We start from the raw sequence: 26,909 nt of genomic DNA on the forward strand, positions 1-26,909 counted from the left end.
GCACAAAACCAAAAAGCCCGGCACAAGGCCGGGCTTTCATTGCAGCATCCTGCGCTTACTTGAGGGCGGCGCTCGGCACTGCAGGGGCGCCGTTGGCGCTGCGCTTGCTCTTGAGCCAGTAGAAGCCCCACATCACCACCAGCCATACCGGAATCGCGTACACCGATACACGGATGCCCGGCATCAGCAGCATGATGCCCAGGATGAACACCACGAACGCCAGGCAGAGGTAGTTGCCGTAGGGGTAGATCAGCGCGCGGAACAGCGACTTCTGACCGGTACGGTCCATGTGCTGGCGGAACTTGAGGTGCGAGTAGCTGATCATCGCCCAGTTGATCACCAGGGTCGCCACCACCAGCGACATCAGCAGCTCCAGGGCGCTGTGCGGCATCAGGTAGTTGAGCAGCACCGCCACCACGGTAACGGCTGCCGACGCCAGAATCGAGCGTACCGGCACGCCACGCTTGTCGATCTTGGCCAGGCTGGCCGGCGCATCACCCTGCTCGGCCATGCCGTAGAGCATGCGCGCGTTGCAGTAGGTGCCGCTGTTGTACACCGACAGCGCCGCGGTCAGCACCACGAAGTTGAGGATATGCGCTGCGGTGTTGCTGCCCAGCAGCGAGAACACCTGCACGAACGGGCTGGCGCTGTAGGCATCGCCCGAGCTGGTCAGGCTGCTGACCAGGCTGTCCCACGGGGTCAGCGACAGCAGCACCACCAGGGCACCGATGTAGAAGATCAGGATGCGGTAGATGACCTGGTTGATCGCCTTGGGGATCACGGTCTTCGGCTTGTCGGCCTCGGCTGCGGTGAAACCGAGCATTTCCAGGCCGCCGAAGGAGAACATGATGATCGCCATGGCCATCACCAGGCCGCCGACGCCGTGCGGGAAGAAACCGCCGTGGGCCCACAGGTTGGTGACCGAGGCTTCAGGGCCGCCGCTGCCGCTGACCAGCAGGTAGCTGCCCAGGCCGATCATGCCGACGATGGCCAGCACCTTGATGATCGCGAACCAGAACTCCGCCTCGCCGAACACCTTCACGTTGGCCAGGTTGATCGCGTTGATGAGGATGAAGAATGCGGCTGCCGAGGCCCAGGTGGGGATCTCCGGCCACCAGTAGTGGACGTACTTGCCGACCGCGGTCAGCTCCGACATCCCCACCAGGATGTACAGCACCCAGCAGTTCCAGCCCGACAGGAAGCCGGCGAAACCGCCCCAGTACTTGTGGGCGAAGTGGGCGAAGGAGCCGGCCACCGGCTCTTCGACGATCATCTCGCCCAGCTGGCGCATGATCAGGAAGGCAATGAAGCCGCAGATCGCATAGCCCAGGATCATCGACGGGCCGGCCGATTGCATCACCCCGGCCGAACCCAGGAACAGGCCGGTGCCGATGGCGCCACCGAGGGCGATCAGCTGGATGTGGCGGTTTTTCAGGCCACGCTTGAGCTCACCTGAATGCGAGTTTTGTCCACTCATGAACGGAGTCACCTGTTTGTTTTTATCTGTGACGGAATCGGACCCACCGCGCTCGTGGCGCAGCGGAATTAACAAGGTGGTATACCTTGAGGAGTCTTGGACCAGAGCCTTCGGTACGGGCGTCAGCCCGAGGCGAATCAGCCCGGAGTCAGCAAGGTTGCGCGGTACGCAGTTGGGTCACAGTTAAAACGCGGCGCATTGTATACCCTTGCTTTGGCGCAGGGGTCAACACGTTGCGTGACTGTCGGATGACAAGACGCAGCGGTCCGGCGGGGGTTCTGGAGCCTGGGGGAGTGTACGGCGTGCATGGCGCCTCCATTTCTTGTTATGGCTTGCCCAGCTCTGCGGCGGGGCTTTTGCACTTGGCAATGGCGGCTATCACACCGTGGTTGCGGGGGTTGGGCAAGAGGTTGACGTGGACGGAAGGTGGCCGTCGCCGACGTTTTCGGCAAGGTTTGTTTACAGCCTGAAGGATGGGCTGGCTTGCCCAATCAGTACGCCACAAGTAGTAACGAATTATTTACGACGTGGTTCAAAAAGTTTCCACTGGTTGCCTTGGAGTGTCTGCGCCGGCCCTCCGCCGGCAACGCGACTCCTACACTGCGAGTGCAATGCCTGTAGGAGCCGGCCTTGCCGGCGAAAGGCACGTGAAAACACCACAGGCACAAAAAAGCCAACCCGAAGGTTGGCTTGTGTGAGCGCTTACTCAGCCCGCGGCGGCTTGCCACGGCTGCTGCCCGGCCGCTTGGGTGCGGAGCCGGCCGGCTTGCGCTTGTTCATGTCGCTCGGACGCTCGGCCACGGTGCTGCGGCCCTTGCGTGGCGAGTCGTCACGCGGCTGGCGCGCTGCGCGCTCGGTGGTCGCGCCACCTTCCTTGGCCGGGCGCAGGGTGCGCACGCGCTCGCCACGGCCCACCGGCTTGGACGACTTGCGCTGCATGCGCTCGAGCTTGTCCTTGACCTTGGCCTTCATCGCTGGCATCGCCACCGGCTTGAGCCCCACTTCGGCAGCCAGGATGTCCACTTCGCCCTGGCTCATTTCGCGCCAGCGGCCCATCGGCAGGTCGCTGTTGAGGAACACCGGGCCAAAGCGCACACGCTTCAGGCGGCTGACCACCAGGCCCTGGGATTCCCACAGGCGACGCACCTCACGGTTGCGGCCTTCCATCACCACGCAGTGGTACCAGTGGTTGAAACCTTCACCGCCCGGGGCTTCCTGAATGTCGGTGAAACGCGCCGGACCGTCTTCGAGCACCACGCCCGCCTTCAGGCGCGCGATCATGTCTTCGTCCACTTCGCCGCGTACACGCACTGCGTATTCACGGTCCAGTTCGGACGACGGGTGCATCAGGCGGTTGGCCAGCTCACCATCGGTGGTGAACATCAGCAGGCCGGTGGTGTTGATGTCCAGGCGACCGACGTTGATCCAGCGGCCCTCTTTCGGGCGCGGCAGGCGATCGAACACGGTCGGACGACCTTCCGGGTCGTCACGGGTGCAGATCTCGCCGTCGGGCTTGTTGTACATGATGACGCGGCGCACGGTCTCGGCGGCTTCTTCACGCTTGATCAGGCGGCCGTCGACCGAAATCGCGTCGTGCATGTCGACGCGCTGGCCAAGGGTGGCGTCCACGCCATTGACCTTGATGCGACCCTGGCTGATCCAGGCCTCGACGTCGCGGCGCGAACCCACGCCAATGCGCGCGAGTACCTTTTGCAGTTTTTCGCCGGCTGGACGCGGCGGGCTATCGTGCAGATCCTGTTCACTCATCTGGGCACCTCCCGGTGTAGTGCTGCTGAAAATCATTGAATTGGCCAAACAAGCGCCAAAAAAGGTCGCGAATCATACGCCGAACCGACGACAAACGCACCACAGACTAGCCGATATTGCACCCCAGGACGCTGTTTTCCGCTCGAAGGCCGCTCAGCCCTGCGGCGAACCGGGCGCTGCCTGGCCCTCATCGGGTTCATCGGCTTGCTCGAGCAGGTCGTCGAAGTCGGTCTTGAGCCCCTGCTCCATCGAGTCCAGCTCCAGCAACAGGCTGTGAAAGCTGGTCTCCTCGACCGGGGCTTCGGGCTCGGCGCTCTCGTCGGCCAGGGCCTGCAGGTGGGCCGGCACCGGTGCATCATCCACTTCCAGCAATGGCTCGGGCTCCATCTCGCGCAACTCGGCCAGCGAGGGCAGCTCGTCGAGGTTCTTCAGGTTGAAGTGGTCGAGAAAGGCCTTGGTGGTGGCGAACATCGCCGGTTTACCGGGCACTTCGCGGTAGCCCACGATGCGCACCCACTCGCGCTCGAGCAGGGTCTTGATGATATTGGTGTTCACCGCCACGCCCCGCACATCCTCGATCTCGCCACGGGTGATCGGCTGGCGATAGGCGATCAGCGCAATGGTTTCGAGCAACGCACGCGAATAGCGCTGCGGCCGTTCTTCCCACAGCCGCCCGACCCAGGGCGCGTAGTCCTCGCGGATCTGCAGGCGGTAGCCCGAGGCCACCTCCTTGAGCTCGAACGCGCGCCCGGCACAGGACTTGCGCAGCACCTCGAGGGCCTTCTTGAACACGCCGGGCTCAGGGCGCTCGGCCTCTTCGAACAGCTCGTACAGGCGCTCCAGCGATTGCGCCTTGCCAGAGGCGAGCAGGAAGGCTTCCAGCAGCGGCGCCAGGTCACGGGGGTCGGTCAGGTTCATTGGGGTGCTCGTGTACGGTTATTCGGCCCGGGCGCGGACATGGATGGGAGCGAAGGGCTCATTCTGCACCAGTTCGACGAGAGATTCCTTGACCAGTTCGAGGATGGCCATGAAGGTCACCACCACCCCCAGCTTGCCCTCCTCGGCCGTGAACAGCTCGACGAAGGGCACGAAGCCGCCGCCCTTGAGGCGCTCGAGCACATCGCTCATGCGCTCGCGGGTCGACAGCGCCTCGCGGCTGACCTGGTGGCTCTCGAACATGTCGCCGCGGCGCAGCACCTCGGCCATCGACATCAGCACCTCTTCCAGCGCAACGTCGGGCAACAGCTTGCGCGCCTTGGCCTGGGGTGCCTCCAGGCGCGGTACGATCACCTCGCGGCCAACCCGGCTCAGGCCGTCGATGCCTTCGGCGGCGGCCTTGAAACGTTCGTACTCCTGCAGCCGGCGAATCAGTTCGGCACGCGGATCGTCCTCTTCCTGCTCCACTTCGGCCGAGCGCGGCAGCAGCATGCGCGACTTGATCTCGGCCAGCATCGCGGCCATCACCAGGTACTCGGCGGCCAGTTCCAGGCGTACGGTCTTCATCAGCTCGACATAGCCCATGTACTGGCGCGTGATCTCCGCCACCGGGATGTCGAGAATATCCACGTTCTGCTTGCGAATCAGGTACAGCAGCAGGTCGAGCGGGCCCTCGAAGGCTTCGAGGAACACTTCCAGCGCATCGGGCGGGATGTACAGGTCCACTGGCATCTCGGTCATGGCTTCGCCATACACCATCACCAGTGGCAGCTCCTGCTGGGCGCCGGCCTGTGGGTCCAGGGCCGGCTCGACCGCAGCGACCTGGTTCACGCTTCGGCCATGAAGGGCGCAGGGTCGCCGCAGCCTTCACGCACCAGCACAGCCTCCTCCCCGGTCAGGTCGATGATGGTGGAGGCCTTGAGGTCGCCGTAACCGCCGTCGATGATCAGGTCGACCTGTTTTTCCAGGCGCTGGCGGATCTCGTACGGGTCGGTCATGGGTTCGTCGTCGCCTGGCAGGATCAGGCTGACGCTCATCAACGGCTCGCCCAGCTCTTCGAGCAAGGCCAGCAGAATGGGGTTTTGCGGCACGCGCAGGCCGATGGTGCGGCGCTTCTCGTGCAACAGCAGGCGCGGTACTTCGCGGGTGCCATTGAGGATGAAGGTATAGGGCCCCGGCACATGCGCCTTGAGCAGGCGGAACGTGGCGGTGTCGATCTTGGCGAACAGGCCCATCTGCGACAGGTCGCAGCAGATCAGCGTGAAGTTGTGGCTCTTGTCCAGCCCGCGCAAGCGGCGCACGCGCTCCACGGCAGACTTGTCGCCGATCTGGCAACCCATGGCGTAGGACGAATCGGTAGGGTAGACCACCACCCCACCCTTGCGGATGATCTCGACGGCCTGCTTGATCAGGCGCGGTTGCGGGTTTTCCGCATGAATCTGGAAAAATTGACTCACGTTTTCTACCTGTTCAGACGGGTGCAGTGGGCTGCTCATGTTTGAATCGACGCCACAGGGGTGGCAGGTCCTCCGGCAACGGCCGGTAGACACCGATCTCAGACCAGGCGCCCGGGCCATGGAAATCGCTGCCGGCGCTGGCCAGCAGACCGAACTCACGGGCCAGGATCGACATCGTGCCCACCTGTTCGGCGGGCATCATCCCGTTCACCACTTCCAGCGCCTGGCCACCTGCTTGAATATAGTCGGCAATCAGGCGTCGACGCTTCCTGCGGGTTAATTCGTAGTGCATCGGGTGGGCAAGGCTGACCCATGCGTGGGACTGGCGCAGGGTCTGCACGGTGTCTTCCAGGCTTGGCCAGTGCAGCTTCACATCCCCCAGCTTGCCGGCGCCCAGCCACTTGCGAAAGGCTTCGCCGCGGTCCTTGACGTGGCCGGCACGCACCAGGTACTCGGCAAAGTGCGGACGGGCCGGCGCATTGCCGCTGTCACCCAGCTCCTGCTGGATGGCACGGGCGCCGTCCAGCGCGCCGGGCATGCCCTTGAGCGCCAGCCGCCGGTCGATTTCCTCTGAGCGCAGCCAGCGTCCACGGTGCAGCGACTCGACGGCGCGCTGCAGCGGTTCGGCATCGAGCGGGAAGTTGTAGCCCAGGATGTGAATCGTCGCCCCGCCCCAGGTGCAGGACAGCTCGACCCCGCTGACCCACTGCATGTCCAGCGCCTGGGTGGCAGCCTGGGCTTCGAGCTGGCCTTCGAGGGTGTCGTGGTCGGTCAGCGAAAGCATCCGCACGCCGTGTTCGTGGGCGCGAGCGACCAGCGCCGTGGGCGACAGGGCGCCATCGGAAGCGGTGCTGTGGCAGTGCAGATCAACATTCATAGGTGGCGCATACGCTCTCATTGATGTTTGTTATTATGCCGTCACATCCTGCTTCTGGCTGCCACTGTGAAACAATTCATCGATTTCATCCCGTTGTTCCTGTTTTTCATCGTCTACAAGCTCGACCCGCGCACGGTCGACGTTGCCGGCCAGTCGTTCGAGCTGGGCGGCATCTACAGCGCCACGGCGGTGCTGATCATCAGTTCGCTGGTGGTGTATGGCGCATTGCTGATCCGCCAGCGCAGGCTGGAGAAGGGCCAGTGGCTGACCCTGGTGGCGTGCCTGGTATTTGGCGGCCTGACCCTGGCCTTCCACAGCGAGACCTTCCTCAAGTGGAAGGCCCCGGCGGTGAACTGGCTGTTCGCCACCGCTTTTGCGGGCAGTCACTTCATTGGTGACCGTGTATTGATCAAGCGCATCATGGGCCATGCGCTGACCTTGCCCGAGCCGGTGTGGACGCGCCTGAACCTGGCGTGGATCGCGTTCTTCCTGTTCTGCGGCGCGGCCAACCTGTTCGTTGCCTTCACCTTCCAGGACATCTGGGTGGACTTCAAGGTATTCGGCAGCCTGGGCATGACCGTACTGTTCCTGGTGGGCCAGGGTGTCTACCTGTCCCGCCACCTGCACGACAGCGACCCTACTACCCCCAAGACCGAGGACTGACATGCTCTACGCCATCATCGCCACAGACGTTGCCGATTCGCTGCAAGCCCGCCTGGCTGCACGCCCGGCGCACCTTGAGCGCCTGCAGCAGCTCAAGGCCGAAGGCCGCATCGTACTGGCCGGCCCGCACCCGGCGATCGACAGCAACGACCCTGGCGCGGCCGGGTTCAGTGGCAGCCTGATCGTCGCCGAGTTCGACTCGCTCGAGGCTGCCAAGGTCTGGGCAGATGCGGATCCTTACATTGCGGCGGGTGTATATGCCGAAGTGCTGGTGAAGCCGTTCAAGCAGGTCCTGCCGTAACCTGATCGGCGCGACGAGCCCGTCGTCGCGCCGATTCGCCTCACCTTCTGCGCACCCTCGCACCCACTCCCTGCTCCCCTTCCTGGCTTTGCCCACTACAGCGGGCCTGTAGTGCTACGCCTTAAAATCCACTCGAATGTTCATCATTCTCGTCCACCTGCCGACAACCTACGCAACACCCGATTGGAATCAAGGAGTTCCGATGCGTCAAGGTCCGTTGTCCATGCTGCTGTGCCTGTTGCTGCTGACCCCGCTCGCCAAGGCCGCCGAAGCCTCCGCCAGCACCCCTTTGTCGTTGAGTGCGGGTAGCCAGATCTCCGAGCTGCAGCAACGCCTCAAGGAAAGTGAGCGCCAGCACGAAGCGCTCAAGCAGCAGCTGAAAAATGTCGAGAACGAACGCGAAAGCGCCCAGCTGACCCGCCTGCGCCAGGAGAACCAGCGCCTGAAGCAGCAGCTCGAGCAACACCAGGCCAACCCGCTGCCCAAGCTGCTCACCGATCAGCAGCAATGGTTCGTGATTGGTGCCGGAGTTGCCCTGTTGGCCGTGCTCTGCGGTATCTTTGCCAGTGGCAGCCACAGACGGCGCCGGCAATGGTTGAATTGAGTGAGACATGAGCGAGCTGCTACTGATTGATGATGACCAGGAACTGTGCGAGCTGCTGAGCAACTGGCTGACCCAGGAAGGCTTTCAGGTGCGTGCCTGCCATGATGGCCAGAGCGCCCGCAAGGCCCTGGCCGAGCACGCCCCGGCAGCGGTGGTGCTGGATGTGATGCTGCCCGACGGCAGCGGCCTGGAACTGCTCAAGCAATTGCGCAGCGACCACGCCGAACTGCCAGTGCTGATGCTGTCTGCTCGCGGCGAGCCGCTGGACCGTATCCTGGGCCTGGAACTGGGCGCCGACGACTACCTGGCCAAGCCCTGCGACCCCCGCGAGCTCACCGCGCGGCTGCGCGCCGTGCTGCGCCGCAGCCACCCGGCCGCCACACCCACCCAGATGGAAGTGGGCGACCTGCGCTTCAGCCCCGCCCGTGGCGTGGTCGACATCGACGAACGCGAGCTGACCCTGACCCTTTCCGAAAGCCGCATTCTCGAAGCCCTGCTGGGCCAGCCGGGTGAGCCGCTGGACAAACAGGAACTGGCGCAGCTCGCCCTGGGCCGCAAGCTGACCCTGTACGACCGTAGCCTGGACATGCACGTCAGCAACCTGCGCAAGAAGATCGGCCCGCATCCCGATGGCAGGCCGCGCATCGTCGCCCTGCGCAGCCGCGGCTATTACTACAGCCTGTAGGCGCCAGCCTTGCTGGCGAAGGGGCGCACGCCAACGCCCCACCGTGTAAACACCCTCGCCCACCGTCTTTACCCAAGCTTTACCCTTGCCTGACCGCCGCTGACCTTGATCTCCCTAGACTGGGCACATCCGGTAACGACCGGCCTCAACAAGGAGAGTCACCATGCGCAAGACCCTTATCGCCCTGATGTTCGCTGCCGCCCTGCCAACCGTAGCCATGGCCATGCCCGATGGCGGCCCCCGTCACGGCGCCGAGCACCAACGCGGTGGAGCGCCTTTCGCCCAGCTGGACCTGACCCGCGAGCAGCGCCAGCAGATCCGTCAACTGATGGGCGAGCAGATGAAGAGCCGCCACGAAATCACCCAGCGCTACCTGGCCAAGCTGCCGGCAGCCGACCAGAAGGCACTCAAGGACGAACTCAAGGCAAGCCACGACAAGGTCGACACCCAGATCCGCGGCATGCTCAAGCCAGAGCAGCAGAAGCAGTTCGATGAAATGAAGAAGAAGCAGGCAGAGCGCAAGGCCGAGTGGGCCGAGTTCAAAGCCTGGAAAGCTGAAAAAGCCAGCAAGGCCCAGTAAGCTGTCCACACCCCGCCCGACCTGCCCCCGCAGGTCGGGCTTCTTTCGTTTGAGGTAATGCCCTTGCGTTCACTGTTCTGGCGCATCCTGGCCAGCTTCTGGCTGGCCATCACCCTGGTTGCCGGGCTGTCGATCCTGCTCGGCCACATGCTCAATCAGGACGCCTGGATCCTCAGCCGCCACCCGGGGCTCAATACCCTGGCCATGAACTGGTCGGCGCGCTACGAACAGCAAGGGCCCGAGGCCGCGCAGCGTTATCTGGAGCTGCGCAAGCGGCGCTACAACATCGACGTGCAGGTGCTCAACGAAAGCGGCGAGGCGGTGGTGCCAGGCACGTTCCCGCGCCGCGCAGCAGCCTTCGAGGCGCGCCGGCACAACGGCGAGCCGCTGCCCTGGCGACGCCTCACCGAGGAGTACACCAGCCCCGGCACGGGCGACACCTACCTGCTGATCTACCGCATCCCTCACCCCGAACTCGACGCCTGGCACCGCGACAGCCTGCTGTGGCCGCTGAGTGCATTGGGCATTGCCCTGGTGGTACTGACCCTGTTCAGCCTGCTGGTAACCCTGTCGATCACCCGCCCCCTCAGTCGCCTGCGTGGCGCGGTACATGACCTGGGGCAGACCACCTACCAGCAGAACAGCCTGGCACGCCTGGCCAACCGGCGCGACGAGTTCGGTGTGCTGGCCAATGACTTCAACCGCATGGGCGCGCGCCTGCAGAGCCTGATTGCCAGCCAGCGCCAACTGCTGCGTGACGTGTCCCATGAACTGCGCTCACCGCTGGCACGCCTGCGGATCGCCCTGGCCCTGGCCGAGCGGGCAGAGCCTGCACAGCAGCAGGCCTACTGGCCGCGCCTGACCCGCGAGTGCGACCGCCTCGAGGCTTTGATCAGTGAAATCCTGGTGTTGGCGCGGGTGGATGCCGAAAGCGCCAGCGCAGAACCGGTCGACCTCAATGCGCTGCTGGCCAGCGTGCGCAAGGATGCTCAGCTCGCAGCGCCGGAACAGGACATCCAGCTGCACGACACGCCTGGGCTGAGCCTGCAGGGCTGGCCGACACTGATCGAACGTGCGCTGGACAACCTGCTGCGCAATGCCGTGCGCTTCAATCCGCCGGGGCAACCGATCGAGATGAGTGCACAGCGTGAAGGCGAGCGTATCGTGCTGACGGTGCGCGACCACGGGCCGGGGGTGGCCGACGAGCACCTGGCGCAGTTGGGCGAGCCGTTTTTCCGCGCCCCGGGGCAGACCACGGCCGGGCATGGCCTGGGCCTTGCGATCGCGCGCAAGGCGGCGGAACGTCATGGTGGCAGCCTGGTGCTGGGCAACCATGCGCAGGGCGGGTTCGTGGCGACGCTGGAGTTGCCGGTGGCGGGGCCGGCTAGCGCCTGAATAAAGACGGGTGTTGGCTTCTTCGCTGGCAAGCCGGCCCCCACAGGCTTGTCACCGTCCTCAGGGGCCGTTGCGCACCTGTGGGAGCTGGCTTTGCCAGCGAAAGGGCCATCTGATGCCTGTATAGCTTAGCGGGGCTGTTCCCAGGCGCTGACAAACGCCTCGACAGACACCACCGGCGCCGTACGCGGCGGGTTAAGCGGCGTGCCCACATACAGGAAGCCGATCAGCTCTTCGGTATCCGCCAACCCGAGGCCCTTGGCCACCTGCGGGCTGTAGGACAGCTCGCCGGTACGCCACACCGCGCCGATCCCCTGGGCATATGCCGCCAGCAGAATGGCATGCGCCGCACACGCGGCCGCCAGCCGCTGCTCGGACTTGGGCACCTTGACGTGATCCTGCACGTTCGCGATCACCACAATCAGCAACGGCGCCCGCAGCGGCATGGCATGGGCCTTTTCCAGCGCTGCCTCGGTGGCTTCGCCCTGCGCCTGCACCGCCTCGGCCAGCAGCGCCCCCAATTGCTCGCGGGCCGCGCCTTCGATGGTCAGGAACCGCCAGGGCCGCAATTGGCCATGGTCCGGCGCACGCGAGGCCGCCCGAAACAGCAACTCGCGCTGCGCAGCATCAGGTGCCGGCTCTACCAGGCGAGGAACGGAAACACGGTTGAGCAATGCGTCGAGAGCCTCCATCGGCTACCCCCTGTCGAGAAATGTGCGGCTATTCTACCGTTTACTTAAAGAGGCCCATAGGTAGAATGGCGCCCCTCCGTTTCAACCCAGAGCAGATCACATGGCGTTGCCGACCTTAAGGATCATCGGTTTCATTATCGGCATCTTCCTGATTACCCTGGCGATCAGCATGACCGTGCCCATGGCCACCCTGGTCATCTACGAGCGCACCGGCGACCTGCCGTCGTTTCTGTGGGCCAGCCTGATCACCTTCATTGCCGGCCTGGCCCTGGTCATACCCGGGCGCCCCGAGCACGTGCACCTGCGCCCGCGCGACATGTACCTGCTCACCGTGAGCAGCTGGCTGGTGGTGTGCATCTTCGCCGCCCTGCCGTTCCTGCTGACCCAGCACATCAGCTACACCGATGCCTTCTTCGAGAGCATGTCGGGCATCACCGCCACCGGCGCCACCGTGCTCAGTGGCCTGGACAGCATGTCGCCGGGCATCCTGATATGGCGCTCGCTGCTGCACTGGCTGGGCGGCATCGGCTTCATCGGCATGGCCGTGGCGATCCTGCCGCTGCTGCGCATCGGCGGCATGCGCCTGTTCCAGACCGAGTCCTCGGACCGCTCCGAAAAGGTCATGCCCCGCTCGCACATGGTCGCCAAGTCGATCGTGGCGGTGTACGTGGGCATCACCACCATCGGCGGGCTGGGGTTCTGGCTGGCCGGCATGAGCCCGTTCGATGCCATCAACCACGCCATGTCGGCAATTTCCACCGGCGGTTTCTCCACCTCCGACCAGTCGCTGGCCAAGTGGGACCAGCCGGCCGTGCACTGGGTGGCGGTGGTGGTGATGATCCTGGGCAGTGTGCCGTTCACCCTCTACGTGGCCACGATGCGTGGCAATCGCAAGGCACTGATCAAGGACCAGCAGGTACAGGGCCTGCTCGGCCTGCTGGTGGCCACCTGGGTGGTGCTGGGTACCTGGTACTGGGCCACCACCAGCCTGCCGTGGTTCGATGCCTTGCGCCACGTGGCGCTGAACGTGACCTCGGTGGTCACCACCACCGGCTTCGCCCTGGGCGACTACAGCCTGTGGGGCAACTTTTCGCTGATGCTGTTCTTCTACCTGGGTTTCATCGGCGGCTGTTCGGGCTCGACCGCGGGCGGGATCAAGATCTTCCGCTTCCAGGTGGCCTACATCCTGCTCAAGGCCAGCCTCAACCAGCTGATTCACCCGCGCGCGGTGATCAAACAGAAATACAACGGTCACCGCCTCGACGAAGAGATCGTGCGGTCGATCCTGACCTTCTCGTTCTTCTTCGCCATCACCATCTGCATCATCGCGCTGCTGCTTTCGCTGCTGGGCGTGGACTGGATGACTGCCCTGACCGGCGCGGCCAGCACCGTATCCGGCGTGGGCCCGGGCCTGGGCGAAACCATCGGCCCGGCGGGCAACTTCGCCACCCTGCCCGACGCCGCCAAGTGGATCCTGGCCGGCGGCATGCTGCTGGGCCGCCTGGAAATCATTACGGTGCTGGTTCTGTGCATGCCGGCGTTCTGGCGACACTGACGCCCTGGGCCGACGCCTCGGGGCCGGCACTGCGCGCCAGCTCCATACGGGTGCGGTATTCCCCGGGGGTGAGGTCGAACCAGCGCCGGAAAGCCCGGAAGAAGTTGCTCGGGTCGGCAAAACCCAGCAGGTAGGCAGTCTCCAGCAATGTCATGTTCGGCTGCGCAAGGTACTGCTCGGCAAGTTCGCGACGGGTATCATCGAGCAGGGTCTGAAAGCTGGTGCCCTCCTCCTGCAGGCGCCGCTGCAGCGTGCGCTGCGACAGGTGCAGGGCCTGGGCGACCATTTCGCGCTTGGGTTCGCCCTGGGGCAGCATGCGGCACAGCACCTGACGTGCACGGTGGGTCACCCGGCTTTCGGAAAAACGCGCCAGGTACTCGCCGGCAAAACGGTCGTGCAGAATCGCCATGGCCTCGTTGGCCGTGGGCAACGGCGCCTCCATGTCGGCGCGCTCGAACACCAGCGCATCGTGGGGCGCGCCAAACACCAGCGGGGCACGAAACGCCTGCTTGTAGGGTTCTATATCCTGAGGCTGCGGGCCTTGTACCAGCACCCGGCGCAGCTGGATGGTGCGCCCGCTCAACCAGCAGCACAGCGCCAGGGCGCAGGCCAGCGAGGCCTCGGCGCTGTGCCGGGTGGGCGGCAGGTGATCGCCATGCACGGTCAGCACCAGCGAGTAGCCTTCCGGCCCCAGGCGAAAGCTCAGGTCGGAACTCTCCGCGATAATGCGCTGGTAACGCACCAGGCGCTCGAACCCCTCGGCCAGGGTGCGGCTGGACATCAAGGCATAGCCGACCACGTGAAACGATGCCGGGCGCACCACCCGCGCCATGTTCAGGCCGATGGCACGGTTGCCCGACAACTCTTCGGCCAGTTGCCACAAGCGGGTCATGGAGTCCTGGGTGAAACGTGCGTCGGGGTCGTCCAGCGCGGCGAAGTCCAGGCCGAGCTGCTTGAACAGCGCAGGGCAATCGAGCCCTTCGAATTCAAGTGCCTTGACGATCCCCGAGGCCCAGCTTGCTGACGTGGTTCTTTCGCTCATGGCTGGCTTCTTTTGGGTAAGACCGCTCCTGCGGTGAACGCAAAGGATACTAAAGTGGCGCTTATTGTCACTGACTGATACTGCGACACAATTCTAGACTCGGTTCAGGCTCCACGCCGTGCATGTTTCGCCACCTTCGACCGATACGGGAGCGACGCAGTGAACAGCCCCCCACGCTTCAACAGCTTTGCCGAGTTCTATCCGTATTATCTGGGTGAGCATAGCAACCCTGTCTGCCGCCGCCTGCACTTCGTCGGCACCAGCCTGGTGATCGCCCTGCTGGCCTACGCCCTGGCCAGTGCCAACGGCTGGCTGCTGCTGGCGGTGCCGGTGGCCGGCTACGGCTTTGCCTGGGCAGGCCACTTCTTTTTCGAGAAGAACCGCCCCGCCACCTTCACCTACCCCTTCTACAGCCTGCTGGGCGATTTTGTCCTGTACCGCGACATGCTGCGCGGCAAGGTGCAGTTCTGACCATCGCCCGCCCCCTGCGCGTGGCCTAGAGGCTGGGCTCACCCACCGCCCGGGCCTGGCGCAGGGCCTCACGGGCCTGGGCGTCGGCCAGGCGGTACAGCTCGATCGTGCCGTCCCAGTGCTCGATCAAGGCAGTGCACGACTCCACCCAGTCGCCGCAATTGAGGTAGTCCACCTCTCCCACCTTGCGGATTTCGGCGTGGTGGATGTGCCCGCACACCACCCCGTGAAACCCTCGCTTGACGCATTCGCGTGCAATCGCCTCCTCGAAGTCGCTGATAAAGCTCACCGCCGTCTTGACCTTGTGCTTGAGGTAGGCCGACAGCGACCAGTAGCCATAGCCATACCGCGCGCGCCAGTGGTTGAGCCAGCGGTTGAGGGTGAGGGTCAGTTCATAGGCCCAGTCACCCAGGAAGGCCAGCCAGCGGTGATAGCGGGTTATCACGTCGAACTGGTCGCCATGGATCACCAGTAGCCGCCTGCCGTCGACGGTGAGGTGCTCGGCCTGGTCCACCAGCTGGATATTGCCCAGCACCAGCTTGGAGTAGCGACGCAGGAACTCGTCGTGGTTGCCGGTCACATAGATCACCTCGGTGCCGCGCTTGCTCATGGTCAGCAGGCGCCGGATCACGTTGGTATGGGCCTGGGGCCAGTACATGCCACCCCGCAGCTTCCAGCCGTCGATGATGTCGCCCACCAGGTAGATGCGATCGGCCTGGTAGCCCTTGAGAAACTGCGACAGATGCTCGGCCTGGCAGTCGCGGGTGCCAAGGTGCACGTCCGAGATCCACAGCGTGCGCACGCGCTGCTTGCGCGAAGGTTTGCCAAGCTCGGCATGGGTCATGGGCAGGCTCCGGGAGAGTTTGTGCGAGCTTGCCTGTGGGCAGTGAATCGACCATGACCGTTGTGCGGCAGTCCTGTGACAGGACGTCGGGGCATGTACACTGCGTGGCCTGTACTCCCGATCCAAGGCAACCGCCCGCCATGACCCCTCGTACCGCCCTGGGCGCCCTGCATGCAGGCGCACTGTTGTTCGGCCTGACCGGCGTGCTCGGCAAGCTGGCCAGTGCCGGCCCGTCGGTCATCGTATTCGGCCGTGCGGCCTTCGCCGTGCTGGCCCTGGCCATCTTCGTCGGCGTTGCCCGACAACACTGGCACCCCCTGAAGGCGCGGGACTGGCGCGGGCTGACATTGGCCGGGATGTTGCTGGCCGGCCATTGGGTCAGCTTCTTCGTCGCGGTCAAGGTGGCCGGCGTGGCCATCGCGACCCTGGGCTTTGCCAGCTTCCCGGCGTTCACGGTCATTCTGGAAGGGCTGTTGTTCCGTGAGCGCATCCGTCGCAACGAAGCCTTGCTGGTACTGCTGGTGAGCATCGGCCTGGTGTTGGTGACGCCCGATTTCGACCTCGCCAGCCAGGCCACCAGCGGGCTGCTGTGGGCGTTGTTCTCCGGGTTGCTGTTCGCCCTGCTGTCACTGCTGAACCGTGCAGGCTCGCGGCACATTCCGGCGGTACAGGCGGCGCTGTGCCAGAACGCCGTGGTGGCACTGTGTCTGCTGCCGGTGGCGGGCCCGCTGCTGCCTTCGGTGAGCGCGCTGGACTGGCTGTGGCTGGGGCTGCTGGGGGTGTTCTGCACCGGCGTGGCACACAGCCTGTTCGTGGCCAGCCTGGCGGTGATCAAGGCCCGTACCGCCGCCGTGGTGTTTGCCATGGAGCCGGTCTACGGCATCGCCATGGCCTGGGTGATCTTCGCAGAGCAGCCCACCTTGCGCATGCTGATGGGCGGGGTGCTGATCATTCTGGCCATCGTGATTTCAAGCCGTCTGGCCGCCGGCGCACCACACACCGCACCCGCCACCTCCGGCGGCTGAGTCAGGCGCGGTCGTTGTGGCCCAGGTCGCGCTGCGGGTCGATCTGGTCGCGGACCCGCTGCTTGAGCACCTTGGCCTCGGGGAAACCGCCATCGGCCTTGCGTTCCCAGATCTGCACGCCATCGCAGGTGATGCGAAAGTTGCCGCCCGTGGCCGGTTCCAGGGCCACCCGGGCCAGGTCGTCACTGAAGGTGCTCAGCAGTTCCTGGGCCAGCCAGGCGGCGCGCAGCAGCCATTGGCACTGCGTGCAATAGGTGATGACAATTTCGGGTTTGGATACGGACATGGGGTAACGGTCTCCTGATAGGTGGTCGCGCTTATACTAGCCACCTTTAGCCTTTGCTCCGAGAGCCGCGATGCGTCGTCTGCTGTTGTGCCTGTTGCTGTCCCTTACCTCCCTTGCCCTCTGCGCCGCCGAGGCCGCCCGGCCCAAGGTCGGCCTGGTGCTGTCCGGCGGCGCGGCGCGCGGCCTGGCCCACATCGGTGTGCTCAAGGCGCTGGAAGAACAGGGGGTGAAGATCGACGCCATCGCCGGCACCAGCATGGGCGCGGTGATCGGCGGGTTGTACGCCTCGGGCTACAAGATCGACGAGCTGGAGAAGCTGGCCCTGGCCATCGACTGGCAGCAGGCGTTGTCCGATGCACCGCCGCGCAAGGACATCCCCTTCAGGCGCAAGCAGGACGACCGCGACTTCCTGGTCAAACAGCGCCTGAGCTTTCGCGACGACGGCAGCCTGGGCCTGCCGTTGGGGGTGATCCAGGGGCAGAACCTCGCGCTGCTGCTCGAAAGCCTGCTGGCCCACGCCAGTGACACCCGTGACTTCGACAAGCTGCCGATCCCGTTCCGCGCAGTGGCCACCGATATCGCCAGCGGCGAGAAAGTGGTATTTCGCAAGGGCCACCTGCCCCAGGTGATCCGCGCCAGCATGTCGATCCCGGCGGTGTTCGCCCCGGTCGAGCTGGACGGCCGCCTGCTGGTCGACGGCGGCATGGTCGACAACATCCCGCTGGATATCGTGCGTGAGATGGGTGTGGACATGGCGATCGTCGTCGATATCGGCACGCCGCTGCGCAATCGCAAGCAGTTGGCCACGGTGGTCGATGTGCTCAACCAGTCGATCACCCTGATGACCCGGCGCAACTCCGAAGAGCAACTGGCCTCGCTGCACCGCGACGACATCCTGGTACAGCCGCCGCTGTCGAGCTTTGGCGTCACCGACTTCGGCCGGGCCCAGGACATGATCGACGCCGGCTACCGCGCCACCCGCCTGCTCGACCCGCGCCTGGCCAGCCTGCGCCGGGTCAACGACACGGCGGTGCAACTGGCCGAGGCGCGCTCGGCCGGGCAACGCACCCCGGTGATCACCGCCATCAAGGTCGAGAACGACTCCAAGGTCAGTGACGACGTGATCCGCTACTACATTCGCCAGCCCATCGGCGAACCGCTGGAGCTCGAGCGCCTGCGCACCGACATGGGCACCCTGTACGGCCTGGACTACTTCGACCGGGTGCAGTACCGCGTGGTGCACAAGGGCGACGAGAACACCCTGGTGATCAACGCCCGGGGCCGACGTGGCGGCACCGACTATCTGCGGCTGGGGCTGAACCTGTCCGATGACCTGCGTGGCGACAGCGCCTTCAACCTGGGCGCCAGCTACCGCGTCAACGGCATCAACCGCCTGGGCGCCGAGTGGCTCACCCGAGCCCAGATCGGCGACAAGCAGGAGCTCTACAGCGAGTTCTACCAGCCGCTGGATACCGGGTCGCGCTACTTCGTGGCGCCCTACCTGGACATCGGCTCGCAGAACATCGAGGCCACCCTGGACAACGACCCCATCGCCGAGTACCGCCTGGAACGCTATGGCTTCGGGCTCAACCTTGGCCGCCAGATCGGCAACAACGGCGAAGTGCGCCTGGGGGTGGGCCAGGCCTGGGGGCAGGCCGAGGTACGCATCGGCGAACAGGGCCTGCCCAAGGTGAACTTCAACGAAGGCTTCTATGACCTCAAGTATTCGTTCGACACCCTGGACAACGTCTACTTCCCCCACAGCGGCGAAGACGTCAGCCTGACCCTGCGCCAGTTCGAGCCGGGCCTGGGCTCCGACCAGCGCTATCGCCAATGGGACATGAAACTGGACAAGGCCCTGAGCAGCGGGCCGAACACCTGGGTATTCGGCGGTCGCTATGCGCGGACTCTGGATGATGCCGAGGTGGTCACCTCGAGCTTCGTGATGGGCGGCGCCCGGCAGCTGTCGGGCTTTCGCCAGGACTCGGTGTCAGGCCAGAACCTGAGCCTGATGCGCATGGTCTACTACCGGCGCCTGACCCCGCGCTCCTACCTGCCGCTGGACTTCCCGCTGTATCTGGGCGGCTCGCTGGAACGCGGCCGCGCCTGGAACAACGACAACGAGTTCGACAGCGGCTACATCAACGCCGCGAGCATCTTCCTGGGCTTCGAAACGCCGCTGGGGCCGCTGAACTTCAGCTACGGCATGAACACCGAGAACCAGAAGGCGTTCTACCTCAACCTGGGGCAGACCTTCTAGGACTTCTCCAGGTTGCCCAGGATGCGCGCGTGCACCCGCATGCACACGCGCAGCTCTTCTTCGTCGATGCCTTCGAACAGCTCGACGCGCAAGGCGTTGGCAATGGTCTCGATCTGGTCGATCAACGGCTTGGCGGGCGGGCACAACACGATCTTCTTGGCGCGTCGGTCCTCCAGTACGGCCTGGCGCTTGACCAGGCCCTGGGCCTCGAGGCTGTCGAGCAGACGGGCCAGGGTCGGCCCTTCAACCCCCACGCTCTGCGCCAGTTCACGCTGGGTGGGGGCCTCGTCGAAGCGCGCCAGGTGCAGCAGCACCAGCCAGCGCGCCTGCGACAGGTTGAGCCCGGCCAGGCGGCGGTCCAGCTCGGCGCGCCAACCCCGGGACATATGGGCCAACTGCATCCCGAAACGGTGGTGATCGGTCAACGGCATAGGAAACTCATCATCAGAACTAATTAATAGGCAGCTAATCATGCCCTTGGGCCTTAGGCAAGGCTCATGCCGTCGGCAGGCGCTGCATAATCGTCATAAATGATGACAAACAACCTTTCTACATCTCGAACTCGGCCGCCAGTGCGGCGCGCACGCAATACAGCACGCCCTCAGGCACGCGTCCGCCAAACTGCTCGATGATCGCCGACACCGGCGGCAACTCGCCTTCGCCGTCGAGGAACGCGTCCTGGATCTCGCCCATCAGGTCCTCGGGCAGGTCCAGCGCCTGTTCCAGTGACAGCTGTTGGCGACCGATGGCCTCGGCCAACAGGCTGTAAACGTTCTTTTCACTGCATTGCAGCTGGCCGGCGATCTGCAGCGGAGTCATGCCAGCGCGGGCCAGGCTGATCAGCTCGTGGCGCAGGTCGGCGACCGGGGCCGGGGCCTCTGCAGCGCCGCCCAGCACCTCGAGGAAGGCCTGGCCGTAGCGCTCCAGCTTGCGTGCCCCCACGCCACTGACCTGGGCCATCTCGCTGAGGCTGCCGGGCTGACTGCGCAGCATCTCCAGCAGGGTCGAGTCGGGGAAGATGACATACGGCGGCACGCCATGCTCCTCGGCCAGCTTGCGCCGCAAGGCGCGCAAGGCGTCCCACTGTTCGCGTTCCTCGCCGCGCACCAGCTGGCTGGCCGGGCTGCCCGAGCTGCTGCTCTTGCTGCTGGTCTGCGGCTTGAGGTCGCGGCGCAGCTCAAGGGTGACTTCGCCACGCAGCAAGGGCCGGCACGTATCGGACAGGCGCAGCCCGCCATAGCCTTCCAGGTCGATATCGGCCAGGCCACGCGCCACCAGCTGGCGGAACAGCGAACGCCACTCGCCTTCTGCGCGAGCCTTGCCCACGCCATACACGGCAAGCTTCTCGTGCCCGAAGCTGCGGATCTTCTCGTTGTCCTTGCCCAGCAGCACGTCCACCAGATGGCCCACGCCGTAGCGCTGGCCAGTACGGTAGATGGCCGACAGCGCCTGGCGCGCAGGCTCGGTGGCGTCCCAGGTCTGCACGCCGTCGACGCAGTTGTCGCAGTGCCCGCAGGGCTGGGGCAGTTCTTCGTCGAAATAGTTGAGCAGGGTCTGGCGACGGCAGCGGGTCTCTTCGCACAGTGCCAGCATGGCATCGAGCTTGTGCTGCTCGACCCGTTTGTGACGCTCGTCACCTTCGGAGTTCTGCAGCATCTGCTTGAGCATCACCATGTCCTGCAGGCCGTAGGCCATCCAGGCATCGGCGGGCAGGCCGTCACGGCCGGCGCGACCGGTTTCCTGGTAGTAGGCTTCCAGCGACTTGGGCAGGTCCAGGTGGGCCACGAAACGCACGTTGGGCTTGTCGATGCCCATGCCGAAGGCGATGGTCGCGACCATGATCAGGCCTTCCTCGTTGAGGAAGCGGCGCTGATTGCTGGCGCGGGTCTCGGCAGGCAGGCCGGCGTGATAGGGCAGCGCCGGGAACCCCTGCTCGCACAAAAACGCGGCCACATCGTCGACCTTCTTGCGCGACAGGCAATAGACGATGCCGGCGTTGCCGCGCCGCTCGTTGAGGAACGCCAGCAACTGTTTGCGCGGCTGTTCCTTGGGCACGATGCGATAGAAGATGTTCGGCCGGTCGAAACTCGACAGAAAGCGCTCGGCGTTCTGCAGGTGCAGGCGGGTGACGATCTCTTCGCGGGTACGCATGTCCGCGGTGGCGGTCAGGGCAATGCGCGGCACGTTGGGGAAGAGTTCGGCCAGTTGCCCCAGTTGCAGGTATTCAGGGCGGAAGTCATGGCCCCATTGCGACACGCAGTGCGCCTCGTCGATGGCGAACAGCGCGATGTCCAGGCTGCGCAGAAAATCCAGCATGCGTGGCTGCACCAGGCGTTCCGGGGCCAGGTACAGCATCTTGAGCTCGCCGCGACGAATGCGCATGGCCAGTTCGCGCTGCTGGTCGGCGCTCATCGTGGAGTTCAGCGAAGCCGCGGCGACACCCAGCTCGTCGAGGGTCGCCACCTGGTCGTCCATCAGCGCGATCAACGGCGACACCACCACTGCCAGGCCTTCGCGCAGCAGCCCCGGAACCTGGAAGCACAGCGACTTGCCGCCGCCGGTGGGCATCAGTACCAGCGCATCGCCGCCCTTGGCCACGCATTCGATGATCGCCCCCTGGCGCCCGCGAAAGCTGTCGTAGCCGAAGATGTCCTTGAGGACGCGCTGAGCCTGTTCGAGCATAAAAACTCCATAAATCGCAGAACCATCCTGGCCACAGGCTGGATGAAAAGCTTCCCCGCCACACCTGAAATTGCGTAAGCGGCTTTTGCCGGGGCCGCATGCTGGCGTGACCGGGCGCAAAAGCCGGGCATTATACCGGACACGGCGCCCGTGCAGGGGGCTCTGCGATAGGCGTCATCCTTTGCCTCGCAGGCGCCGCAAGATGCTAGAATTCCAGCATCGTTTATTCCCAAGGTAGCCCTGTAATGTCCTTCGCTGAGCAATTAACCCGCCTGCAAGCCTTCCTCGACGCTGACGAGCTGCACGAAGAAGCGCTGGACTACGTTGCCGCACACGGCTACCTGACCGCGCTGTCGATCTGCTCCGAAGCCGTTCCCGAGCGTGAATGGATCGACGCCCTGTTCGCCGAGCCGCCGCACTACAAGGACGAGGCCCAGCGCGAAGAAATCGAAAGCACACTGATCAAGCTCAAGGATCACATCGCCCGCCAACTGGCCAGCGATGAGGAGTTCGAGCTGCCGTGCGACCTGGACCTTGGCGACGAGCCGGACGACTCCGAGCTGCGCGGCTGGTGCATCGGCTTCATGGAAGGGGTGTTCCTGCGTGAAGCGGCCTGGTTCGAAAGCGCCGAGGAAGAGGTCAGCGAAATGCTGCTGCCGATCATGGTCGGTTCCGGCCTGTTCGACGAAGAGGCCGAGTTCGCCGACATCGCCAGCGACGCCAACCTGATGGACGACATGATCGTGCAGATCCCCGAGGCGCTGACGGCCTTGTACCTGCTGTGCCATGCCCCGGACGAGAAACCTGCGCTGCTCAAGCCTCGCCACCACTGAGTCTGCATCCATGCGCTACCTGCTGCTGGCCATCGGCTGGCTCAGCGTCGCGCTGGGGGTGATCGGCATCTTCCTCCCGGTGCTGCCGACCACCCCTTTTCTGTTATTGGCGGCAGCCTGCTTTGCGCGCAGCTCGCCCCGCTTTCACGCATGGCTGGTCAATCACCCGCGGCTTGGGCCGTGGATTCGCGACTACCTGGGCGGTGAGGGCATTCCGCTCAAGGCCAAGGTATACGCCATCGGGCTGATGTGGCTGAGCATAGGTTTTTCGTGCTACCTGGTGCCCTTGCCGTGGGCACGCGGGTTCATGCTCACCAGTGCGGTACTGGTGACCGTGTACATCGCGCGGCAGAAGACCTTGCGCAAGCGTACCTAGGCGCAACCACGCGCCCACCCCATCGCGGGCCAAGCCCGCTCCCACAGCTACTTCATTGCTCCTGTGGGAGCGGGCTTGGCCCGCGATGGCAGCGGCAGGTCAGCTGCGCCATCTACGCCTCATGTCACACCGTATCCACCTTCAACGAATGATCATTGAGCATCCCGTTGATCACCGTGGCTGTATCCGCGCCCGCCGAGATGACCCCACCCGCGCCCGCCGTCACCCCATAGTGATGGGCAAGGTCCACGCCGGCCAGTTCGATGGTCTGGGTCGGCGCCGCGCCGGCCACCGCACTCACCTGGATGGTCGATATCACGCCGTTGCCCGTGCCCGTCACAGTGAAGTGCAGGTAATCGTCCAGCGACGCCGACGTCGCGTTCTCGCCCTGCAGCAATTGCGAGAGGTCCAGCCGATCGGTACCCGGGGTAAAGTCGGTCACCTTGTCGTGGCCAGTATTGCCCTGTTGCCACAGGAAGGTATCGCTGCCCGCGCCACCGGTCAGGGTATTGTTGCCCGGCCCGCCGATCAGCAGATCGTCACCACCGCCCCCGATCAGGATGTCGTTGCCAAGGCCGCCGATCAGCGTGTTGGCGTTGTCGTCGCCGGTCAGCTTGTCGTCGTGGTCGGAGCCGATCAGGTTCTCGATCGACACCAGCTTGTCGAGCCCGGCGCCGATCGTGTTCTGCTCACCGGTCAGCGCCAGGCTCACCGTCACCCCAGCGCTCGCCCCGGCGTAGCTGGCGGTGTCGTTGCCAGCGCCACCGTCGAGCAGATCGTTGCCGTTGCCGCCGATCAACAGGTCGTTGCCATCCCCCCCGTAGAGCTTGTCGTTGCCATCGCCGCCAATCAGCACGTCGTTGCCTGCACCGCCATTGAGAACGTCATCACCGCTCCCGGCCAGCAGCACGTCGTCGTGGCTGGTGCCTTCCAGGGTACTGCCGGCCTGGTAGGTGATGTCCACCGCCCCCGTGGCGCTGCCGCCATGGCCGTCGCTGACGGTATAGGTGCCGTTGTAGGTGGGCGTGTAGTCATGCGCCCCGGCGTAGTTGATCGACATGTTCAGCTGGTAGCTTTCTGCGCCCTTGCCGCCGTCGTCATTGACCTGGTTGACCAGATGGATGCTGTACACCCCATCATGGCTGGCGGTGAAACTGCCGCCATCGGCGATGGTGTGGTAGGTGCCGCCCTCATCCTTCCACTGCATCAGCAAGTTGCGATCAGCGGTGCGGTTGTGGTCCAGGGTCAGGGTTTCGCCCTCGCGCAGGCTTACCTTGATCACGTCTTCGTCATTGCCATTGGCAGCACTCACCGCCCCCAGGTAGCCACTGACCACCAGCGCCGCGGTCATCGACCCGGCTGCGCCGGTAAAGGCACTGCGCGCCAGAACCCGCTCCTGATTGGCCAGCGTGTCGTCCTGGCCGGTGAAGGTGATGACCGTCTTGCCGTTGCCGGCCGTGAAATCCGCCCCCTTGGTCCAGCCGGTGTTGAAGGTGATCGGCGCCGCACTCAGGCGATCGTGGTTGGCGTCGCTGTCGTTGGCCAGCAAGGCGGCGGCCGGCACGCTGATGCTCGGCGCAAGGATATTGGTGATGACATGATCGGCACCGGCCACCGGCGCAGCATTGGTGTTGACGTTGATCACCAGGTTGGCACCGCTCAGGTCGCCGTCGTTGTCGCTGGCCACGAAGCGGATGGTCTCCACCTGATTGCTGCCGCTGTCCTTGGGCGGCGTATAGGTGAACTGGCCGTTGTCCATGTCCACCACCAGCGTCCCGCCCAGCGCGGTCTTGACCGTGATGCTGTGGGTGTTCGCGTCGAAGGTGCCGCGGTCTGCGCCGCCACTGGCTGCATAGCTGGGCTGGTTGGCGTTGCCTTTGGGGTCGAAGGTGTAGGTGGTGCCGTCGATCAACAGCGACTTGATGAAGCCACCATCGGCACCGAAGTCGCCACCGCTCATCAGGCTGCCGGTGATCGGCGCGCCCTGCACGGTGCCCGACAGCACGTTGTCCAGTTGCGCCAGGTCGGTGACCACCACCGAGTTGGTATTGGTGTGGGTACTGCCGTCATAGGCAGCCGGGTTGAGATTGCCGGTGTTGACGCCGCTGCCCAGCCCGATCGCATACGACTTGATGCCGTTGTCGCCCAGGAAGTTCTCCCAGTTGCCGGTGCGCGTTTCGGTCAGGGCATGCCCCGAGGTCGGCGCACCGTCCGAGAAGAAGTAGCTGACGCTCTGCGCCCCCTCCAGCTTGCCCGGCGTCTGGTAGGCCGTCTGCGCCACGTTGACTGCCGAGTCGTAATAGGTCGAGCCACCCGGGGTCAGGTCCTTGATCAGGGCCTTGGCCTCGGCCACCGTCACCCACACGTCGGTGCGATCACTGGCACCGGTGGAGAACGTGACGACCTGCACCTTCACATCGCCCATGTCGTCGTACTTGTCCAGCAGTGCGCCGATGGCCTCCTTGGCCAGCTCCAGGCGCGACAGGCCGCGCACCCCGGAATTGTCGGCCATGCTGCCGGACACATCGATGATCAGCATGACGTTGGTGTCCACCTGCCCCGGCGTGGTCGAGCGCACGGCGTCAGCCGTTGTGGGCACGTCATCGACGATATTGATCACGATGTTGCTGGTGGTCGAATTGCCGGCCGCATCGGTGGCCTTGTAGACGAAGGTCTCGCTGGTGACCACGTTGGGGCCGTCGTTGAGCCCGCCTGCGGTTTTGGGTGCGGACGTAAGGGTGTACTTGAAGCTGCCGTCGGCGTTGAGCTGAATCTGCCCATAGGCGCCCGTGCTGCTGCCCACCAGCGTATAGGTGATCGCGCCGCTGGCTCCGCTGACCGAGCCCACCAGGCTGCCGGTCGCGGTTTCACCCGCTGAGCCGGGGTCGCTGCCGGTCACAGTGCCGGGGGCGAGGTCGTTCGGATCCTGACTAAGGTCCAGGGCCTTCTCGTACACCGTGACCTCGTTGTTAGTGCAGGCGACGATCTTGCTGTCGGTGACATTGATGGTGATGGTGGTGGTGCTTTCGTCGCCGTCCGCGTCACGAATGGTGTAGGTGAAGGTGTCCTGGGCACCGTCCTGCGTCACCGCATTGGGGTTGGCCTTGTACTCGGCCTCGCCGTTGGCATGCAGGATGAGGGTGCCATAGGTGCCGGCGATGCCCACGCCCAGCGAACCGATGGCCGAGGTCGAGGTGTCGGCGCCCGCCCGTACACCCACCACCGCACCGCCCTGGGCCGGGCCGTCTGCCCCCAATGTGTCGTTATCCAGCACATTGCCGGTGACCGTACCGCCCTCCACCACCGTGGTGCTGTCGGACTCCGCCCTTGGCACGTCATCCACGATCTTGATCACGATGGTGCTGGTGACGCTGTTGCCCAGTTGGTCGGTCGCCTTGTAGGTAAAGGTCTCGGACGTGACGATATTCGCCCCGTCGTCGCCGTTGCCGATGTGCGGCGCCGAGGTCAGGGTGTACTTGTAGCTGCCGTCGGCATTGAGCTGAATCTGCCCATAGGCACCTGTAGTGCTGCCCACCAGCGTGTAGGTGAGCGCGCCGGAACCGCCCGTGACCGAGCCGACCAGGGTGCCGGTACCCGTCTCGCCAGGCGAGGTAGGGTTGCTGCCCACCACCGTGCCCGGGGCCAGGTCCTGCGGGTCCTGGGTCAGGTCCAGCGCTTTTTCGTAGACTTTCACCTCGGTATCGGCGCAGGCCACCAGCTTGCTGTCGGTGACATTGATGGTGATGGTCGTGGTGCTTTCATCGCCGTCCGCATCGCGGATGGTGTAGGTGAACACGTCCTTGGCGCCGGTTGGCGCTACCGAGTTGGGGTCGGCCTTGTAGATCGCCTCGCCATTGGCATTCAGGATCAGCGTGCCATAGGTGCCGGCGATGCTCACGCCCAGCGAGCCGATGGCCGAGGTAGAGGTGTCGGCGCCTGCCCGCACACCCACCACCGCACCACCCTGGGCTGCACCGTCTGCACCCAGGATGTCGTTGAGCAGCACGTTGCCGGTGACCGTACCGCCTTCCATCACCGTGGCACTGTCCGATTCGGCGATGGGCATGTCGTCGACGATATGGATCACGATGGTGCTGGTAA

General features: G+C 64.8%; 25 protein-coding genes. 12 read left to right on the plus strand and 13 right to left on the minus strand.

Annotated features, from left to right (window positions below; all coding sequences use genetic code 11):
* Positions 1-55: 55 nt before the first annotated feature.
* The 6 genes from MF6396_RS24770 to MF6396_RS24795 form a co-directional block, all read right to left on the minus strand.
* Complete coding sequence (locus MF6396_RS24770; protein WP_043864106.1) at positions 56-1,477, minus strand: amino acid permease; 1,422 nt, start codon at positions 1,475-1,477, stop codon at positions 56-58.
* Between the two features lie 702 nt (positions 1,478-2,179).
* Positions 2,180-3,244, minus strand: coding sequence for a 23S rRNA pseudouridine(2605) synthase RluB (gene rluB, locus MF6396_RS24775; protein ID WP_078481765.1), 1,065 nt, complete (start codon positions 3,242-3,244; stop codon positions 2,180-2,182).
* A 153-nt stretch (positions 3,245-3,397) separates the two neighbouring features.
* Positions 3,398-4,162 carry an SMC-Scp complex subunit ScpB gene (gene scpB / locus MF6396_RS24780; protein ID WP_043864108.1) on the minus strand — a complete coding sequence of 255 codons (765 nt, stop codon included), beginning with the start codon at positions 4,160-4,162 and terminating at the stop codon, positions 3,398-3,400.
* 18 nt (positions 4,163-4,180) lie between these two features.
* Positions 4,181-4,879: a segregation and condensation protein A gene (locus tag MF6396_RS24785; RefSeq protein ID WP_162484885.1), complete on the minus strand. Its 699-nt coding sequence runs from the start codon at positions 4,877-4,879 to the stop codon at positions 4,181-4,183.
* 128 nt (positions 4,880-5,007) lie between these two features.
* Positions 5,008-5,637 carry an L-threonylcarbamoyladenylate synthase gene (locus MF6396_RS24790; RefSeq protein ID WP_043864297.1) on the minus strand — a complete coding sequence of 210 codons (630 nt, stop codon included), beginning with the start codon at positions 5,635-5,637 and terminating at the stop codon, positions 5,008-5,010.
* A 13-nt stretch (positions 5,638-5,650) separates the two neighbouring features.
* Positions 5,651-6,514: a PHP domain-containing protein gene (locus MF6396_RS24795; protein ID WP_078481766.1), complete on the minus strand. Its 864-nt coding sequence runs from the start codon at positions 6,512-6,514 to the stop codon at positions 5,651-5,653.
* A gap of 66 nt (positions 6,515-6,580) precedes the next feature.
* On the opposite strand from MF6396_RS24795, the gene MF6396_RS24800 reads away from it, so the two are divergent.
* The 6 genes from MF6396_RS24800 to MF6396_RS24825 all read left to right on the plus strand — a co-directional run bounded on the left by MF6396_RS24800 (position 6,581) and on the right by MF6396_RS24825 (position 10,742).
* Positions 6,581-7,177 carry a septation protein A gene (locus MF6396_RS24800; RefSeq protein WP_193791520.1) on the plus strand — a complete coding sequence of 199 codons (597 nt, stop codon included), beginning with the start codon at positions 6,581-6,583 and terminating at the stop codon, positions 7,175-7,177.
* Between the two features lies 1 nt (position 7,178).
* Positions 7,179-7,478 (plus strand): YciI family protein, encoded by a 300-nt coding sequence (locus MF6396_RS24805; protein WP_078481768.1) that lies wholly within the window; start codon positions 7,179-7,181, stop codon positions 7,476-7,478.
* Positions 7,479-7,680: 202 nt separating this feature from the next.
* Positions 7,681-8,082 carry a hypothetical protein gene (locus MF6396_RS24810; protein WP_058540762.1) on the plus strand — a complete coding sequence of 134 codons (402 nt, stop codon included), beginning with the start codon at positions 7,681-7,683 and terminating at the stop codon, positions 8,080-8,082.
* A 7-nt stretch (positions 8,083-8,089) separates the two neighbouring features.
* Positions 8,090-8,767 carry a response regulator transcription factor gene (locus tag MF6396_RS24815; RefSeq protein ID WP_078481769.1) on the plus strand — a complete coding sequence of 226 codons (678 nt, stop codon included), beginning with the start codon at positions 8,090-8,092 and terminating at the stop codon, positions 8,765-8,767.
* A gap of 163 nt (positions 8,768-8,930) precedes the next feature.
* The gene (locus tag MF6396_RS24820) at positions 8,931-9,347 is read left to right on the plus strand and encodes a Spy/CpxP family protein refolding chaperone (protein WP_043864115.1); all 417 of its coding nucleotides are present in this window, start codon (positions 8,931-8,933) and stop codon (positions 9,345-9,347) included.
* 57 nt (positions 9,348-9,404) lie between these two features.
* The gene (locus MF6396_RS24825; protein ID WP_043864116.1) at positions 9,405-10,742 is read left to right on the plus strand and encodes a sensor histidine kinase; all 1,338 of its coding nucleotides are present in this window, start codon (positions 9,405-9,407) and stop codon (positions 10,740-10,742) included.
* Positions 10,743-10,870: 128 nt separating this feature from the next.
* Here MF6396_RS24825 and MF6396_RS24830 read toward each other — a convergent pair whose 3' ends face one another.
* Positions 10,871-11,434 carry a nitroreductase family protein gene (locus MF6396_RS24830; protein WP_043864117.1) on the minus strand — a complete coding sequence of 188 codons (564 nt, stop codon included), beginning with the start codon at positions 11,432-11,434 and terminating at the stop codon, positions 10,871-10,873.
* A gap of 100 nt (positions 11,435-11,534) precedes the next feature.
* Here MF6396_RS24830 and MF6396_RS24835 point away from each other — a divergent pair, with 100 nt between their 5' ends.
* Positions 11,535-12,989, plus strand: coding sequence for a TrkH family potassium uptake protein (locus MF6396_RS24835; protein WP_043864118.1), 1,455 nt, complete (start codon positions 11,535-11,537; stop codon positions 12,987-12,989).
* Here the strand turns inward: MF6396_RS24835 and MF6396_RS24840 are convergent.
* On the minus strand, positions 12,946-14,031 hold the full coding sequence (locus MF6396_RS24840) for an AraC family transcriptional regulator (RefSeq protein WP_058540760.1): 1,086 nt from the start codon (positions 14,029-14,031) through the stop codon (positions 12,946-12,948). The two genes, MF6396_RS24835 and MF6396_RS24840, sit on opposite strands and share 44 nt — an antisense overlap.
* 159 nt (positions 14,032-14,190) lie before the next feature.
* On the opposite strand from MF6396_RS24840, the gene MF6396_RS24845 reads away from it, so the two are divergent.
* Complete coding sequence (locus MF6396_RS24845) at positions 14,191-14,502, plus strand: DUF962 domain-containing protein (RefSeq protein ID WP_043864120.1); 312 nt, start codon at positions 14,191-14,193, stop codon at positions 14,500-14,502.
* A gap of 25 nt (positions 14,503-14,527) precedes the next feature.
* Here the strand turns inward: MF6396_RS24845 and MF6396_RS24850 are convergent, their stop codons facing one another.
* Positions 14,528-15,346 (minus strand): UDP-2,3-diacylglucosamine diphosphatase, encoded by an 819-nt coding sequence (locus tag MF6396_RS24850; RefSeq protein WP_054916590.1) that lies wholly within the window; start codon positions 15,344-15,346, stop codon positions 14,528-14,530.
* Between the two features lie 140 nt (positions 15,347-15,486).
* Between MF6396_RS24850 and MF6396_RS24855 the strand changes: the two genes are divergently transcribed.
* Positions 15,487-16,371, plus strand: coding sequence for a DMT family transporter (locus tag MF6396_RS24855; RefSeq protein WP_078481770.1), 885 nt, complete (start codon positions 15,487-15,489; stop codon positions 16,369-16,371).
* Position 16,372: 1 nt separating this feature from the next.
* Here the strand turns inward: MF6396_RS24855 and MF6396_RS24860 are convergent, their stop codons facing one another.
* Entirely contained in the window at positions 16,373-16,657 is a 285-nt protein-coding gene (locus MF6396_RS24860) for a SelT/SelW/SelH family protein (RefSeq protein ID WP_054916592.1), read from the minus strand.
* A gap of 70 nt (positions 16,658-16,727) precedes the next feature.
* Here MF6396_RS24860 and MF6396_RS24865 point away from each other — a divergent pair, with 70 nt between their 5' ends.
* On the plus strand, positions 16,728-18,917 hold the full coding sequence (locus MF6396_RS24865) for a patatin-like phospholipase family protein (RefSeq protein WP_078481771.1): 2,190 nt from the start codon (positions 16,728-16,730) through the stop codon (positions 18,915-18,917).
* Here MF6396_RS24865 and MF6396_RS24870 read toward each other — a convergent pair.
* The gene (locus MF6396_RS24870; RefSeq protein ID WP_043864125.1) at positions 18,914-19,348 is read right to left on the minus strand and encodes a MarR family transcriptional regulator; all 435 of its coding nucleotides are present in this window, start codon (positions 19,346-19,348) and stop codon (positions 18,914-18,916) included. The genes MF6396_RS24865 and MF6396_RS24870 overlap by 4 nt on opposite strands.
* A 118-nt stretch (positions 19,349-19,466) precedes the next feature.
* Positions 19,467-21,599, minus strand: coding sequence for a DNA helicase RecQ (gene recQ, locus MF6396_RS24875; protein ID WP_043864126.1), 2,133 nt, complete (start codon positions 21,597-21,599; stop codon positions 19,467-19,469).
* Between the two features lie 245 nt (positions 21,600-21,844).
* Here recQ and MF6396_RS24880 point away from each other — a divergent pair, with 245 nt between their 5' ends.
* Both MF6396_RS24880 and MF6396_RS24885 read left to right on the plus strand, forming a co-directional pair.
* Positions 21,845-22,432: a UPF0149 family protein gene (locus MF6396_RS24880; protein WP_054916593.1), complete on the plus strand. Its 588-nt coding sequence runs from the start codon at positions 21,845-21,847 to the stop codon at positions 22,430-22,432.
* Positions 22,386-22,808 carry a YbaN family protein gene (locus MF6396_RS24885; RefSeq protein WP_370409172.1) on the plus strand — a complete coding sequence of 141 codons (423 nt, stop codon included), beginning with the start codon at positions 22,386-22,388 and terminating at the stop codon, positions 22,806-22,808. The genes MF6396_RS24880 and MF6396_RS24885 overlap by 47 nt, the downstream gene beginning before the upstream one ends.
* Before the next feature lie 124 nt (positions 22,809-22,932).
* Here MF6396_RS24885 and MF6396_RS24890 read toward each other — a convergent pair.
* Positions 22,933-26,909 (minus strand): Ig-like domain-containing protein (locus MF6396_RS24890; protein WP_153046115.1); only part of this gene is annotated, 3,977 nt, incomplete at its 5' end.

It is taken from the genome of Pseudomonas sp. MF6396, from assembly GCF_002018915.1.
GTDB classification, from domain to species: Bacteria; Pseudomonadota; Gammaproteobacteria; order Pseudomonadales; family Pseudomonadaceae; genus Aquipseudomonas; species Aquipseudomonas palmensis.

What these genes read in the sequence shown, in the direction of transcription:
- MF6396_RS24825 (WP_043864116.1), top strand. Translation starts at nt 9,405, where the DNA reads ATGCCCTTGCGTTCACTGTTCTGGCGCATCCTGGCCAGCTTCTGGCTG.
- MF6396_RS24810 (WP_058540762.1), top strand. Translation starts at nt 7,681, where the DNA reads ATGCGTCAAGGTCCGTTGTCCATGCTGCTGTGCCTGTTGCTGCTGACC.
- rluB (WP_078481765.1), bottom strand. Translation starts at nt 3,244, where the DNA reads ATGAGTGAACAGGATCTGCACGATAGCCCGCCGCGTCCAGCCGGCGAA.
- MF6396_RS24860 (WP_054916592.1), bottom strand. Translation starts at nt 16,657, where the DNA reads ATGTCCGTATCCAAACCCGAAATTGTCATCACCTATTGCACGCAGTGC.
- MF6396_RS24830 (WP_043864117.1), bottom strand. Translation starts at nt 11,434, where the DNA reads ATGGAGGCTCTCGACGCATTGCTCAACCGTGTTTCCGTTCCTCGCCTG.
- MF6396_RS24885 (WP_370409172.1), top strand. Translation starts at nt 22,386, where the DNA reads ATGCCCCGGACGAGAAACCTGCGCTGCTCAAGCCTCGCCACCACTGAG.
- MF6396_RS24850 (WP_054916590.1), bottom strand. Translation starts at nt 15,346, where the DNA reads ATGACCCATGCCGAGCTTGGCAAACCTTCGCGCAAGCAGCGCGTGCGC.
- MF6396_RS24815 (WP_078481769.1), top strand. Translation starts at nt 8,090, where the DNA reads ATGAGCGAGCTGCTACTGATTGATGATGACCAGGAACTGTGCGAGCTG.
- MF6396_RS24865 (WP_078481771.1), top strand. Translation starts at nt 16,728, where the DNA reads ATGCGTCGTCTGCTGTTGTGCCTGTTGCTGTCCCTTACCTCCCTTGCC.
- MF6396_RS24795 (WP_078481766.1), bottom strand. Translation starts at nt 6,514, where the DNA reads ATGAATGTTGATCTGCACTGCCACAGCACCGCTTCCGATGGCGCCCTG.
- MF6396_RS24855 (WP_078481770.1), top strand. Translation starts at nt 15,487, where the DNA reads ATGACCCCTCGTACCGCCCTGGGCGCCCTGCATGCAGGCGCACTGTTG.
- MF6396_RS24835 (WP_043864118.1), top strand. Translation starts at nt 11,535, where the DNA reads ATGGCGTTGCCGACCTTAAGGATCATCGGTTTCATTATCGGCATCTTC.
- scpB (WP_043864108.1), bottom strand. Translation starts at nt 4,162, where the DNA reads ATGAACCTGACCGACCCCCGTGACCTGGCGCCGCTGCTGGAAGCCTTC.
- MF6396_RS24820 (WP_043864115.1), top strand. Translation starts at nt 8,931, where the DNA reads ATGCGCAAGACCCTTATCGCCCTGATGTTCGCTGCCGCCCTGCCAACC.
- recQ (WP_043864126.1), bottom strand. Translation starts at nt 21,599, where the DNA reads ATGCTCGAACAGGCTCAGCGCGTCCTCAAGGACATCTTCGGCTACGAC.
- MF6396_RS24880 (WP_054916593.1), top strand. Translation starts at nt 21,845, where the DNA reads ATGTCCTTCGCTGAGCAATTAACCCGCCTGCAAGCCTTCCTCGACGCT.
- MF6396_RS24805 (WP_078481768.1), top strand. Translation starts at nt 7,179, where the DNA reads ATGCTCTACGCCATCATCGCCACAGACGTTGCCGATTCGCTGCAAGCC.
- MF6396_RS24770 (WP_043864106.1), bottom strand. Translation starts at nt 1,477, where the DNA reads ATGAGTGGACAAAACTCGCATTCAGGTGAGCTCAAGCGTGGCCTGAAA.
- MF6396_RS24840 (WP_058540760.1), bottom strand. Translation starts at nt 14,031, where the DNA reads ATGAGCGAAAGAACCACGTCAGCAAGCTGGGCCTCGGGGATCGTCAAG.
- MF6396_RS24870 (WP_043864125.1), bottom strand. Translation starts at nt 19,348, where the DNA reads ATGCCGTTGACCGATCACCACCGTTTCGGGATGCAGTTGGCCCATATG.